Here is a 13,001-nt window from a genome sequence, read left to right on the forward strand (position 1 = left end):
AGTGCTCTATCTCTACTTCGTCCTGCTCATCGGCGGGGTGTTCCTGTTCGCGGCCGGAGTCGTGGAGCAGCGCAGGCACTACGCCGCGCTGCACTCCATACCCTCCCGGGTCCTCGTCAACGGCATCCGCGGCAAGTCCTCCATCACCCGGCTGTGCGCGGGCGCGCTGCGCGGCGGTGAACTGGTCACCGTCGCCAAGACGACGGGTACGGCCGCGCGTTTCATCCACCCCGACGCGACCGAGGAGCCGGTCTACCGGAAGTTCGGCATCGCCAACGTGGTGGAGCAGATCGGCATCGTGCGCCGGGCCGCCACATACCGGCCGGACGCCCTGGTGATCGAGTGCATGGCCGTGATGCCGGCGTTGCAGGAGGTGAACCAGAGCAAGCTGATCCGTTCCACGATCGGCGTCCTGTGCAACGTCCGTGAGGACCACCTGGCCGAGATGGGCCCCACCCTGGACGACGTGGCCCGGTCGCTCTGCCGCTCGATGCCGGAGAACGGCATCTGCGTCACCGCGGAGAAGGAGCGTTTCCACATCCTCCAGGAGGAGGCGGACGCCCGTAACTGCGAGCTGGTCTACGCCGACCCGGAGTCGGTCACCGACGCGGAGCTGCGCGGCTTCAGCTGGTTCACCTTCAAGGAGAACGTGGCGATCGCCCTGGTCGTGGCGGACCTCCTCGGCGTGGAACGGGAAGTCGCCCTCCAGGGGATGTACGACGCCCCGCCGGACCCGGGCGTCCTCTCCGTGGAGCGCTACGCCACGCCGGAGGGCAAGCGGCTGGCCTTCGCCAACGTCTTCGCGGCGAACGACCCCGAGTCCACGCTGATGAACATCAACCAGCTGCTCGACCTCGGGGCCATCAGCCGCCCGCTGAACGTCGTGATCAACTGCCGTCCCGACCGCGTGGAACGCAACGGGCAGATGGGCGAGATCATCCCCGACCTCCAGCCGGACAACGTCTTCGTCATCGGGCACCCCGCCAAGAGCGCCATCGACGCCATCCCGGCCGAATGGCGCGACCGGGCGGTCGACCTCGGGGGTGAGCGGCGCTCGGCCGACGAGTTCATGCCCGCCCTGCTCGAGCGCATGTCCGACGGCTCCTCCCTGGTGGCGATCGGCAACATCCACGGCCAGGGCGAGGAGTTGCTGGAGTACCTGGCCGAACTGCCGGCGGACGAGAGCGAGAGCGAGAGCGGCGCGGACGAGGTACGTCAGCCCGCGGCCGCGGCGGCTTCCCAGCCTGCGCGGCTGGACCCCTTCGCCTCCTACCCCGTGGCCTACGAGGAGCGCTACCAGGCCTCCCAGACCCAGGAGATCCCGGTGGTCCGCATCCCCGTCCAGCCGCCCGGACCGGACGCCGACGCCCGCCCGGTGCCCGAACCGCGGGACCGGCGGGAGTGGGACCACCAGGCGCAGGGGCACGGGGGCCGCCGGGGACGGGGGCAGTGGGCCCAGCAAGATCAGCAAGCCCAGCAAGCCCAGCAAGCCCAGCAAGCCCAGGATCCGTCTCGGCAGTGGGAGGGGCAGGTCCAGGATCCGTCTCGGCAGTGGGAGGGGCAGGCTCAGGATCCGTCTCGGCAGTGGGAGGGGCAGGCTCAGGACCCGTCTCGGCAGTGGGAGGGGCAGGTCCAGGACCCGTCTCGGCAGTGGGAGGGGCAGGCTCAGGACCCGTCTCGGCAGTGGGAGGGACAGGCCCATGACCCGGCCCAGCAGTGGAACCGGCAGGCCGGCGGGCAGCAGGAGTGGGACCGCCAGGCGTGGCCGCCCGCCGAGGACCCGCACGGCCCGCCCCGCCATCCGACGACGGAGGGCGGCGGAATGCCCCCGCGCCCCTGACCCTCGCGGCCTTCGCGGCACCGGCCGCGTCCGCCCCGTCATGCCCGCAACCCGTACACCTGCCCGGAGACCCCGTTGACCACCGCTGCCCTGACCCCCGAGATGGCCGCCCTGGGCATCGCCATAGGTCTGTTCTTCTCACTGCTGTGCTACCTCACCACCAATCTGTCGCCCGGCGGGATGATCACCCCGGGCTGGCTCGCGCTGACCCTCATCGAGGACCTCCAGCGGGCGGCGATGGTGGTCGGTGTCACCGCCCTGACCTACGCGGGCACCAAGATCATGCAGCGGCTGGTGATCCTCTACGGCAAGCGCCTGTTCGCCGCCGTGGTGCTGCTGGGCGTGCTGCTGCAGGCCACCGTGATGATCGTGCTCTCCATCGAGTTCCCGCTGCTGTACGGCAACCAGACCCTCGGGTTCATCGTGCCCGGCCTGATCGCCTACCAGCTGGTGCGCCAGCCCAAGGGCCCCACCCTGCTGGCCACGGGCACTGTCTCCCTCATGGCCTACATCGTCGTCGCCGCCGGCCTGCTGCTCGGCGTCATGCCCGCCGTCTGAGAATCGAGGAAGAGCGATGGCAGGAAAGAAGAAGTCGCGCGTCACATCGGGTCTGGTGCTGCTCGGGCTCGTCGCCGCTTCGGGATACCTCACCGTGGAACTGCGCAAGCAGGAGGCGCCGGGCATCACCGAGGTCCGCAACGTCGGCGTCCTGAAGGGCAACGGCGGCGCGGGGCAGTCCGACGACAAGGGCGGGGAGAGCTGGTCGCGGCTGGACAACCCGGCGCGCAGTGTCCTGCGCGGAGGCGACGGCCAGGTCAAGGCGGTGCTGACCGACGGGGCGCGTACCGCCACGCTGACCGGGCCGGCGCGCACCTTCGAGGAGCCCGCCGCCACTTCCTCCAAGGTCTCCACCACGGACTGGGTGCGGATGATGCCGGAGCCGTGGACCGAGGGCGCGGAGAAGGAGAAGTGGTTCAAGGACTGGTACGGCGAGAACGCGGACAGCAAGGAGGACGACCTGTTCGCCTTCGCCTTCCAGTACGTGGCGGGCGCTCCCGAGAAGAAGGACGAGCAGGGCATCGCCTACCGCGGCGACGCGAACTTCGGCCCGCTCAACCCCGCCGGTTCCGAGGGCGGTGACCTGCGTCTGGAGGAGTCGGACTTCTACGACTACCTCGGCGTCTCGTACCCCTTCCGGGACGGGGCCACCGGGTCGCCTGAGGAGATGCGCGCCCGGTCCCTGGACTGCTCGGGGTTCATCCGCATGGTGCTGGGCTACCGCGCGCGGTACCCGCTGATGTCCTCCGACAAGTCGGGCGACGGCCTGCCGCGTACCGCCAACGGCATGGCCCGCTCCGAGCGGGGTGTCGACGTCCTGCCGCTGGCGGGCGTGTCGGCGAAGGACCGCCCGTCGGCCATCGACCAGCTCCAGCCCGGCGACCTCGTCTTCTTCAAGCTCGACGAGCGCACCGCCGAGCGGCTGGACCACGTGGGCATGGTCCTCGGCTACGACACCGAGGGCCACCTGATCTTCGTCTCCAGCCGCGAGGAGGTCAACGGGCCCACCATCGGCGACATCGGCGGCGTCTCCCGGCTGGACGGCAACGGCTACTACGCGAAGACACTGCGCAGCGCCAAGCGCCTGTGACCCGGGGCCGGGGCGAGGCGGGGCGGACCACCGGCCCGCCCCCTGGGGCCCGGGGCCGGCGCGGGTCCGCGTTGCCCGGGACCGCGTTGCCCGGGACCGCGGTGGCGCACCCCGCCCCGGTGCGCCCCGCGCCGGAACGGCCGTGCCGCTGGCCGCGTGATCGTCGGTCTGTCGGTCTGTCGGCCCGTCAGCCCGCCGGGGCCGCGGCCGCCGCGGACGCCTGCATCTCGCCGCGGCGCACGATCTGGCGGAACGTGAACTCCGCCAGGTCGTCACCCGGCTGGAACGCCTCGGCGTCGTCCTTGGTGACGGACTTCCCGCTGACGTAGCCGGTTGCGGTGAAGTAGGCGTACCGGCCGAAGGAGTTGCCCACGAAGCGGCACACCGGCCCGCCCTTGCAGAAGGCCGCGACGCCCGAGCCGGACAGCGGGGCGATGCCGCGGGCCGACCGGTTCGCGGCCGCCCGGGCCTGCGCCTCGGTGGGGAAGACGGCGACGCCGACGGTGACCGCCACCCCGTCCCTGGTGTACGTGGCGCGGATGACCTGGTCGCAGCCGTGCGACCGGAGGGCCGCGGCCAGTGAGCCCTGGGCCGCCGAGGCGCATTCCGCCGTGCGCGCCACGGGGCCCTTGGCGTAGACCCGGTCGCCCATCGTCAGCTTCCCGCCGGGGAAGAGGGCGCCGGCGCTCAGCGGCGCGGTGTCCTTCTCCGCGCTGGACACGAAGTCCCTGGGGTCCGGTGGGGGCGGGGGAGCGACGGTGGAGAACGACGGCTCCGGCTGCGCGGTCCGGCCGGGCAGTTCGGCGGCCGTGGGCAGCTCACCGGCGTTCTTGCCGGAGGGTGCCGCGTCGCCTGTGAAGACGACCGCCGTGGCCACGATCGTGGCCACGGCGGCCGTCGCGACACCGCCGGCACCGATGAGCAGCCACCGCCTGCGGCGCGCCCGCGCGGCGGAGGCGTCGGCCAGCGCCGCCCAGTCGGGCGTCGACGACGACAGCGGCTCCCCGTACGACCGGTCCGGCTGCCGCGGGTCCTCGGGCCACTGCGATCCGCCAAAGCTCATGCCGCGCATCCTAAACCTGTTGGGCGCGAGCATGTCCTGCGGCGACAATGCCCGCCATGGGACATCTCGAGGCCGCGCATCTGGAGTACTACCTTCCGGACGGGAGGGCGCTGCTCGCCGACGTGTCGTTCCGGGTGGGCGAGGGGTCCGTGGTCGCCCTGGTCGGGGCGAACGGCGCGGGCAAGACGACCCTGCTGCGATTGCTGTCGGGTGAGCTGAGGCCGCACGGCGGCACGGTGTCGGCGGGCGGCGGTCTCGGTGTGATGCCGCAGTTCGTGGGGTCCGCGGCGGCGCCTCCCGGATCCGGCGGGCCGTCGGGGACCGACGAGCGCACCGTCCGGGACCTGCTGGTCTCGGTGGCGCCGCCCAGGATCAGGGACGCGGCGCGCGCGGTCGACGAGGCCGAGCACCTGATCATGACGGTCGACGACGAGGCCGCGCAGATGCGGTACGCGCAGGCGCTCAGCGACTGGGCCGAGGTGCAGGGGTACGAGGCCGAGACCGTCTGGGACATCTGCACCACGGCCGCGCTCGGCGTCCCCTACGAGAAGGCCCAGTGGCGCCTGGTGCACACGCTCTCCGGCGGTGAGCAGAAGCGGCTGGTGCTGGAGGCGCTGCTGCGCGGCCCGGACGAGGTACTGCTGCTCGACGAGCCGGACAACTACCTCGACGTCCCGGGCAAGCGCTGGCTGGAGGACCGGCTGCGGGAGACGCGCAAGACCGTGCTCTTCATCTCCCACGACCGGGAGCTGCTGGCCAGGACCGCGGAGAAGATCGTGGCCGTGGAGCCGGGGCCCTCGGGTAGCGGTGTCTGGGTCCACGGCGGCGGTTTCGGCACCTTCCACCGGGCCCGGCGGGAGCGGTTCGCCCGTTTCGAGGAGCTGAAGCGGCGCTGGGAGGAGGAGCACGCCCGGTTGAAGGCGCTCGTCCACAAGCTGCGGCAGCAGGCGGCGATCAGCCCCGACATGGCGTCGCGGTACCGGGCGATGCAGACCCGGTTCCGGAAGTTCGAGGAGGCCGGCCCGCCGCCGGAGCCCCCGCGCGAGCAGGACATCCGGATGCGGCTGCGCGGCGGCCGGACCGGAGTACGGGCCGTGACCTGCGAGAACCTTGGGCTGACGGGGCTGATGAAGCCGTTCTCCCTGGAGGTCTTCTACGGCGAGCGGGTCGCCGTGCTCGGCTCGAACGGCTCGGGCAAGTCCCACTTCCTCCGGCTGCTCGCGGGGGAGGAGGTGGCCCACACCGGGGCGTGGAAGCTGGGTGCCCGGGTGGTGCCCGGGCACTTCGCCCAGACCCACGCCCATCCGGAGCTGCTGGGCCGCCCGCTGGTCGACATCCTGTGGACCGAGCACGCCAGGGACCGGGGCGGCGCGATGAGCGCCCTGCGCCGCTACGAGCTGGAGCGACAGGGCGACCAGACGTTCGACCGGCTCTCGGGCGGGCAGCAGGCGCGCTTTCAGATCCTGCTGCTGGAGCTGCGCGGCACGACCGCGCTGCTGCTGGACGAGCCGACCGACAACCTGGACCTCGAGTCGGCTCAGGCGCTGCAGCAGGGACTGGAGGCGTACGAGGGCACGGTGCTCGCCGTGACGCACGACCGCTGGTTCGCCCGCTCCTTCGACCGCTTCCTCGTCTTCGGCTCCGACGGGATGGTCAGGGAGGCGCCGGAGCCGGTGTGGGACGAGCGGAGGGTGGTCCGGGCCCGGTAGCGGCGGGCGGTGGCGGGCGGTGGCGGCGGGTAGCGGCGGACTCCGTACCGCGCTGCCGCGCGGAGGGCGGTGCGGGCCCGGTGGTGGCGGGGTCCCGGGCCGAGGTGGACCGGGCTGCGGCGGACGGGGCCGCGGGGCCGCGGGGCCGGGGGCGTTTTGACCCGTGCGGGGGAGCGCGGGTATTCTGCTGGTTCGTTATGCGTATTGGCTTGCTCTATCTCACGTGAGGGGCCCTTACGCCGGTCCACCGGGCCGATGACCAGCGGCGTGCACTCGGGTTGCGTCCCCGATGTGCTGCCAGGGCTGTCGTGATCGTCCGGGTGGCCTTGTCAGGACCCCGTCCTCCGTGCTTTCGCAAGCCGGGGGATCCCATCACTGAAGAAGCGAAGGCTACGACCGTGCGTACGTACAGCCCCAAGCCCGGCGATGTGACGCGCCAGTGGCACGTCATCGACGCCCAGGACGTCGTCCTGGGCCGTCTGGCCTCCACCGCTGCCACCCTCCTGCGGGGCAAGCACAAGCCGATCTACGCACCCCACGTCGACACCGGTGACTTCGTCATCATCGTCAACGCCGACAAGGTGCACCTGTCCGGCAACAAGCGGACCCAGAAGATGGCGTACCGCCACTCCGGCTACCCGGGTGGTCTGCGCTCCGTCCGCTACGACGAGCTGCTCGACAAGAACCCGGAGAAGGCCGTCGAGAAGGCCGTCAAGGGCATGCTCCCGAAGAACTCCCTGGGCCGTCAGATGCTCTCGAAGCTGAAGGTCTACGCGGGCGAGAACCACCCGCACGCTGCACAGCAGCCGGTCCCGTTCGAGATCACCCAGGTCGCGCAGTAAGTCCGGCCACCCCCTAAGACGAAGAGAATCTGAGGAGCATCGTGGCCGAGACCACCACCGAGACCCCGCTCGAGGGCGAAGAGACCTACGCCGAGGTCACCACCTTCGAGTCCGAGGCCCCCGTCGAGGGCGAGTACACGAGCGAGTCGCTCGCGTCCCGCTTCGGCGAGCCGCAGCCGGCCGCCGGCCTGGGCCGCCGCAAGAACGCCATCGCCCGTGTCCGCATCGTCCCGGGCACCGGCAAGTGGACCATCAACGGTCGCACCCTTGAGGACTACTTCCCGAACAAGGTGCACCAGCAGGAGGTCAACGAGCCCTTCAAGGTGCTCGAGCTCGACGACCGCTACGACGTCGTCGCCCGCATCGCGGGCGGCGGCGTGTCCGGCCAGGCCGGCGCCCTGCGCCTCGGCGTGGCCCGCGCGCTGAACGAGGCGGACGTGGAGAACAACCGCGGCCCGCTGAAGAAGGCCGGCTTCCTGCGCCGCGACGACCGCGCGGTCGAGCGGAAGAAGGCCGGTCTGAAGAAGGCCCGCAAGGCCCCGCAGTACAGCAAGCGCTAGATCGCCTGCTCGCCTGCACGGCGTACGTTCGCCCCGGCGGCACTCGGTGCCGCCGGGGCGTTCCGTATCCCGGACCCGGGGCGACCCCGGGATGACACGCCCCCGTAACCCAGGCGTATAACGGCAGCCGGGACCCCGCACCCTCGCGCAGGGACACCGCGGGGCCTGCGTTTTCGGAGCACAATCGGAGGACACCAGTGGGACGACTCTTCGGCACGGACGGTGTGCGCGGTGTCGCGAACGCGGATCTGACGGCGGAGCTGGCGCTCGGCCTCTCGGTCGCGGCGGCGCATGTGCTCGCCGAGGCGGGTACGTTCGAGGGCCATCGGCCGACGGCGGTGGTCGGACGCGATCCCCGCGCGTCCGGGGAGTTCCTGGAGGCCGCCGTGGTGGCGGGCCTCGCGAGCGCGGGGGTGGACGTCCTGCGGGTCGGGGTGCTGCCGACCCCCGCCGTGGCGTACCTCACCGGCGCGCTCGGCGCCGACCTCGGCGTGATGCTCTCCGCGAGCCACAACGCCATGCCGGACAACGGCATCAAGTTCTTCGCCCGCGGCGGTCACAAGCTCGCCGACGAGATCGAGGACCGCATCGAGACCGCGTACGAGCAGCACCGCACCGGCGCGCCGTGGGACCGCCCGACCGGCGCGGGCGTGGGCCGGGTCCGGGACTACGACGAGGGCTTCGACAGGTACGTCGCCCACCTCGTCGCCGTCCTGCCCAACCGGCTCGACGGGCTGAAGGTCGTCCTCGACGAGGCGCACGGCGCCGCGGCCCGGGTCTCGCCCGAGGCGTTCGCGAGGGCCGGCGCCGAGGTCGTCACGATCGGCGCCGAGCCGGACGGCCTCAACATCAACGACAACTGCGGCTCGACCCACCTCGGCCTGCTGAAGGCCGCGGTCGTCGACCACGGCGCCGACCTCGGCATCGCCCACGACGGCGACGCCGACCGCTGCCTCGCCGTGGACGCCGAGGGCAACGAGGTGGACGGCGACCAGATCCTCGCGGTGCTGGCGCTCGCCATGCGCGAGGCGGGCACCCTGCGCGGCAACACCGTCGTCGCCACCGTGATGTCGAACCTGGGCTTCAAGCTGGCGATGGAGCGCGAGGGCATCGAGCTGGTGCGGACCGCCGTCGGCGACCGCTATGTGCTGGAGTCGATGAAGGAGCACGGCTACGCCCTCGGCGGCGAGCAGTCCGGCCATGTCATCGTCCTCGACCACGCCACCACCGGCGACGGGACGCTCACCGGACTGATGCTGGCGGCCCGCGTCGCCGCGACCGGCCGCTCCCTGGCCGGGCTCGCCGGTGTCATGGACCGCCTCCCGCAGGTCCTCGTCAACGTCCGGGACGTCGACAGGTCGCGCGTCTCCTCGTCGGCGGAGCTGGCCGCCGCGGTCGGTGAGGCCGAGCGGGAGCTCGGCGCCGCCGGCCGGGTGCTGCTGCGCCCCTCCGGTACCGAGCCGCTGGTCCGTGTGATGGTCGAGGCCGCGGACATCGAGCAGGCCCGCTCGGTGGCCGGGCGGCTGGCCGACGCGGTCAAGTCCGCGCTGGGCTGAGCGATCGAGCCGGTGCCGGGCTGACGCGGTCACGTCCGCGCTGGGCTGAGCGATCGAGCCGGTGCCGGGCTGACGCGGTCACGTCCGCGCCGGGCTCACGCGACACCACGCGGCCCGCCGTTCGGGGGAACGGCGGGTGTCGCGGCCGGCGGCCCGGAGGCGGTGCTCCTACGTTCGGCTGGCATGACGTACGTGTCGGCCGGCCGCGCGCCGGGGCCCAGCCGCCGGTCGGCGCTGGCCGGCCTCGTCGGCGGGGCGGCCGTACTGGCCGGGTGCACCCCGTCGGGGGCGAAGCCCGCGAACGCGCCGACGCCCGGCGGAAGCCGTTCCCCGCAGAGCGGGGCGGACGACCCGGCGCCCGGGGCGATGACCCTGTTCACGGACCCGGCCTACAACTTCAGCTGCCTGTGGGCCCTCGGCGGGGCCGGGTTCAGCGCCGGGGAGGTGGGCGAGGTCCTCACCGCGGTGAACGCCGTCAACAAGGCCGGCCTCTCCGCCCAGACGTACGTCAGGACCTTCCGCGAACTCGGCGACAGGCTGATGGGGCCGCCCCCGGGCAGCAGGCCCGGCGACCAGACCACCCGCTTCCGTGCGCTGCGGGCCGCGCAGTACTACGCCCAGGCGCTGTTCTTCGTCCTCGGCTCGGACGACCCGGGCGGCGAGGAGGACCTCTACAAGGCGGGGCGGGGCGCCTGGGACGCGTTCTGCGACCGGTGCGACCCGGCGCCGGTCAAGGCCAACGTCCCCTACGGCACCACCCCGCTGCCGGTGTGGTTCTTCCGGCCGGACCCGTCGGACACCCGCCGCCCCACCGTGATCCTCACCAACGGCAGCGACGGGCAGAACGTCGACATGTGGACCTACGGCGTCGCGGCCGCCCTGGACCGCGGCTGGAACGCCCTGGTCTACGACGGCCCCGGCCAGGGCCAGTTGCTCTTCGTGGACCGGGTGGTCTTCACCCCCACCTGGGAGAGGGTCGTCGGCCCCCTCGTCGACTGGCTGTCCGAGCGCCCCGACGTGGACACCTCCAGGATCGGTCTCACCGGGCTGAGCATGGCCGGCGACCTGGCTCCCCGGGCCGCGGCGTTCGAGGACCGGATCGCCGCCCTGGTGGCGATGCCCGGCTGCGTGGAGCCGTGGCTGGGCTTCCCAGCGGAGGTCCGGGAGATCCTCACCCCGAGCAGGGAGGAGACCAACCGGATCTGGAACGAGGAGGTCGTCCCCGGACTGTCCCCCGCCGACGCGGCGACGATGAAGAAGCGCTTCGAGCCCTTCTCCGTCGCGGCGATGCTCGCCGCCCGACGGGGCAGGATGTTCACCGACTTCTACACCCCCGCGAGGCGCGTCCAGGCGCTGACGATCACGGACATCGTGCCGCGCATCAAGGCGCCGACGCTGGTACTCGACTACGAGGACGAGCAGTTCTACCCGGGCCAGGCCCAGCGGATGTTCGACGGGCTGACCGCGCCCAAGGACTATGTGAAGCTCACCGCGGCCGAGGGCGCGCAGCTGCACTGCTCCCCGATGGCGCCGCAGGTGCACTGCGAGGTCGTGTTCGACTGGCTGCAGGGGACGCTGGGGCCGGTGGCCCCGCATGCGGCCTCCGAGCGACTGCGGGACGTCCCGCCGCAGAACCGAAGCACAACCCGTCGAGGACCAGACCAGAGAAGACGATGCGACCCGGTAGGCAAGACCTCATTCCGGGCTGGAAGAGCGGGGAGCGACGCCCCGTGCCAATCTCCGACAGCTTCGATCCCGCTCGGCTGACGCAGGCGCGCCGACTGGCGGAGGTGCCGAGTCCGTGTCCAACTTCTCCGGCGAACAGCCCTCGCTCCTACGGCAGGCCTTCGAACCGGCCTCCCGGGAGACGGATCTGTCCGTGGTCCGGCTAGCGCATGAACTGGCCCGGACCACCAGGCGTATGCGCGGACTGCTCGGAGTCCAGGAGCAACGCCCCGTGCTGAGCCTGGTTCAGTAGTCCCGTCATGAGCGGCAGTCGGGCCGCGGAGTTCCGTTGGCCGTTCCATACCGACACCGACCGGCTACGCCAGCGACTCTCGGACCGCTTCGGTCAGCGCGGTCGCGCGGGCATCGCCGGCCCCGCTGATGATGTGGTTCATCGCGTATCCGAAGGCGATGCGGTGTTCGGGGTCGGCGAAGGCGAGTGAGCCGCCACGGCCGGTGTGGCCGAAGGCGTTCGGGCCGGTCATGAGGTTGCCCTCGGTGGGGAGCATGTATCCCGTGCTGAAGCGGCTTGGGATCACCAGCACCTGGTCCTTGCCGCTGGCCTGCTCCCTGGTTGCCGACGCGAGGGTCTCGGGAGCGATCAGACGCACGCCGTCAACCTCGCCGATCAGCGCGGCGTACATGCGCGCGAGTGCCCGTGCGGTGCCGATGCCGTTGGAGGAGGGGAGTTCTGCGGCCTGCACCTCAGGGGAGTCGAAGTCGACAACGGCCGGGGCTGTGACCGCAAACGCCCGGTTACTGAATGAGTTCGGGTCCCGCCATGCGGCGACCTGTTCGCGGAGTTCCTCGGGAACGGCCTCGGCGGGCACGGTGGTGAGGTCGACGGCCGGGCGCTGGTACACCATGCGGCTGACTCGGCTGCGTTCGCTCGCCGGCAGGCCGATGAAGAAGTCCAGCCCGAGAGGGCCCGCGATCTCGTCGGCGAAGAAGGTGCCCGGCGAGCGGCCGGAGACGCGGCGAATCACCTCGCCGACCAGCCAGCCCCAGGTGCGACCGTGGTACCCGTGTGCAGTGCCCGGAGTCCACATCGGGCGCTGGGCCGCCAGCGCTGTTGCCATGGGGTCCCAGGCCAGTGCCTCGGCCAGGGGGAGCGGCTCGTCCGGGGCGACCAGGCCGGCCTGGTGGGACAGGAGCCAGCGGACGGGGGTGTCCGCCTTGCCGTTCGCCGCGAACTCCGGCCAGTACTTCGCCACCGGTGCGTCGAGGTCGAGCATGCCGCGCTCGACCAGCATGTGCGCCGCCGTCGCGGTGGGTCCCTTGGTCGCCGAATAGACCAGTTGCAGGGTGTCCCGCGCCCATGGGCGGCCGGTATCAACGTCGGCGACGCCACCCCACAGGTCGACCACCGGTCGGCCGTGCCTGTAGACGCACACGGCCGCGCCGATGTCCCCGTGCTGGGTGAAGTTCGCTGCGAACGCCTCGCGGACCGGTTCGAACCCGGGCGCTACCTCACCGTTGATCGTCGTCATACCGTTCATCCTGGCAGCCGCGCTGCCCTCACCGGCAGGGGAACTGGCCTCTGCTCAGAGGCATTCGGCGTCGACGCGCACGACGAGGGTGACGCGTTCGCCTCTCGTGATCGGCCGTACGCCGTGGATGTGGTCGCGGGTGGCGGGGAAGGCGACCAGGGTGCCGCAGGGCGGTTTGATCTCCTGGGCGGGGTTCTCGAAGAACAGCTCGCCGCCGCCGTAGGAGTCCGGAGTGTTGAGCCAGACCACGAGGGTGAGGTCGCCGCCGACGACGGGCTGGCCGTTGGTCCGGGCCCGTTCGCGTTCGATGTCGGTGACCTCGTCGTGGTGGGCGACGAAGCCGACGCCGGGGCCGTAGCGGTAGACGACCGCCGGCTGGGTGGGTATGCGCTTCGGGGCGATCTCGAAGTGGCTGCGGACGGGGGCGGCGCAGTGGGAGATGGCCGCCTCCTCCAGGTGTGTCGGCATCTCGACGTATTCGCTCTTGCGCAGCGTTTCGTCGATGACGCCCTGGTAGGTGCGGGGGCGGGCGGCGTGGTTCTTCACGTGGTCCATCAGCGCTCCGCAG

The 13,001-nt window shown here is 71.9% G+C and carries 12 protein-coding genes; 9 read left to right on the plus strand and 3 right to left on the minus strand.

Translation table 11 applies throughout. The features are described from left to right. Window position 1 precedes the first annotated feature (1 nt). From pgsB to DDQ41_RS19080, 3 genes are all read left to right on the plus strand, one after another. Window positions 2-1,840, plus strand: coding sequence for a poly-gamma-glutamate synthase PgsB (gene pgsB / locus DDQ41_RS19070; RefSeq protein WP_109295564.1), 1,839 nt, complete (start codon window positions 2-4; stop codon window positions 1,838-1,840). A 75-nt stretch (window positions 1,841-1,915) separates the two neighbouring features. Then, complete coding sequence (locus DDQ41_RS19075; RefSeq protein ID WP_018889333.1) at window positions 1,916-2,398, plus strand: poly-gamma-glutamate biosynthesis protein PgsC/CapC; 483 nt, start codon at window positions 1,916-1,918, stop codon at window positions 2,396-2,398. A gap of 16 nt (window positions 2,399-2,414) precedes the next feature. Beyond that, on the plus strand, window positions 2,415-3,488 hold the full coding sequence (locus tag DDQ41_RS19080; RefSeq protein ID WP_109295565.1) for a C40 family peptidase: 1,074 nt from the start codon (window positions 2,415-2,417) through the stop codon (window positions 3,486-3,488). A gap of 187 nt (window positions 3,489-3,675) precedes the next feature. Here DDQ41_RS19080 and DDQ41_RS19085 read toward each other — a convergent pair whose 3' ends face one another. Then, window positions 3,676-4,551 carry a hypothetical protein gene (locus tag DDQ41_RS19085; RefSeq protein ID WP_109297820.1) on the minus strand — a complete coding sequence of 292 codons (876 nt, stop codon included), beginning with the start codon at window positions 4,549-4,551 and terminating at the stop codon, window positions 3,676-3,678. Window positions 4,552-4,598: 47 nt separating this feature from the next. Here DDQ41_RS19085 and DDQ41_RS19090 point away from each other — a divergent pair, with 47 nt between their 5' ends. The 6 genes from DDQ41_RS19090 (at window position 4,599) to DDQ41_RS19115 (ending at window position 11,196) form a co-directional block, all read left to right on the plus strand. Next, window positions 4,599-6,260 carry an ABC-F family ATP-binding cassette domain-containing protein gene (locus DDQ41_RS19090; RefSeq protein ID WP_109295566.1) on the plus strand — a complete coding sequence of 554 codons (1,662 nt, stop codon included), beginning with the start codon at window positions 4,599-4,601 and terminating at the stop codon, window positions 6,258-6,260. Between the two features lie 398 nt (window positions 6,261-6,658). Then, window positions 6,659-7,102, plus strand: a complete 444-nt coding sequence (gene rplM, locus DDQ41_RS19095) for a 50S ribosomal protein L13 (RefSeq protein ID WP_109295567.1) — start codon at window positions 6,659-6,661, stop codon at window positions 7,100-7,102. Window positions 7,103-7,143: 41 nt separating this feature from the next. Further along, window positions 7,144-7,662 carry a 30S ribosomal protein S9 gene (gene rpsI / locus DDQ41_RS19100; protein ID WP_109295568.1) on the plus strand — a complete coding sequence of 173 codons (519 nt, stop codon included), beginning with the start codon at window positions 7,144-7,146 and terminating at the stop codon, window positions 7,660-7,662. A 197-nt stretch (window positions 7,663-7,859) separates the two neighbouring features. Further along, window positions 7,860-9,218, plus strand: a complete 1,359-nt coding sequence (gene glmM, locus DDQ41_RS19105; protein WP_109295569.1) for a phosphoglucosamine mutase — start codon at window positions 7,860-7,862, stop codon at window positions 9,216-9,218. A gap of 183 nt (window positions 9,219-9,401) precedes the next feature. Further along, complete coding sequence (locus DDQ41_RS19110; protein ID WP_262508499.1) at window positions 9,402-10,985, plus strand: alpha/beta hydrolase family protein; 1,584 nt, start codon at window positions 9,402-9,404, stop codon at window positions 10,983-10,985. A 34-nt stretch (window positions 10,986-11,019) separates the two neighbouring features. Beyond that, window positions 11,020-11,196 (plus strand): hypothetical protein, encoded by a 177-nt coding sequence (locus DDQ41_RS19115; protein ID WP_174720298.1) that lies wholly within the window; start codon window positions 11,020-11,022, stop codon window positions 11,194-11,196. A 64-nt stretch (window positions 11,197-11,260) separates the two neighbouring features. Here the strand turns inward: DDQ41_RS19115 and DDQ41_RS19120 are convergent, their stop codons facing one another. Together DDQ41_RS19120 and DDQ41_RS19125 are read right to left on the minus strand one after the other, a co-directional pair. Further along, window positions 11,261-12,433, minus strand: a complete 1,173-nt coding sequence (locus DDQ41_RS19120; protein WP_109295570.1) for a serine hydrolase domain-containing protein — start codon at window positions 12,431-12,433, stop codon at window positions 11,261-11,263. Between the two features lie 54 nt (window positions 12,434-12,487). Beyond that, window positions 12,488-12,988: a 2OG-Fe(II) oxygenase gene (locus tag DDQ41_RS19125; RefSeq protein ID WP_109295571.1), complete on the minus strand. Its 501-nt coding sequence runs from the start codon at window positions 12,986-12,988 to the stop codon at window positions 12,488-12,490. Window positions 12,989-13,001 lie beyond the last annotated feature (13 nt).

This window comes from Streptomyces spongiicola (genome assembly GCF_003122365.1).
Lineage (GTDB): Bacteria > Actinomycetota > Actinomycetes > Streptomycetales > Streptomycetaceae > Streptomyces > Streptomyces spongiicola.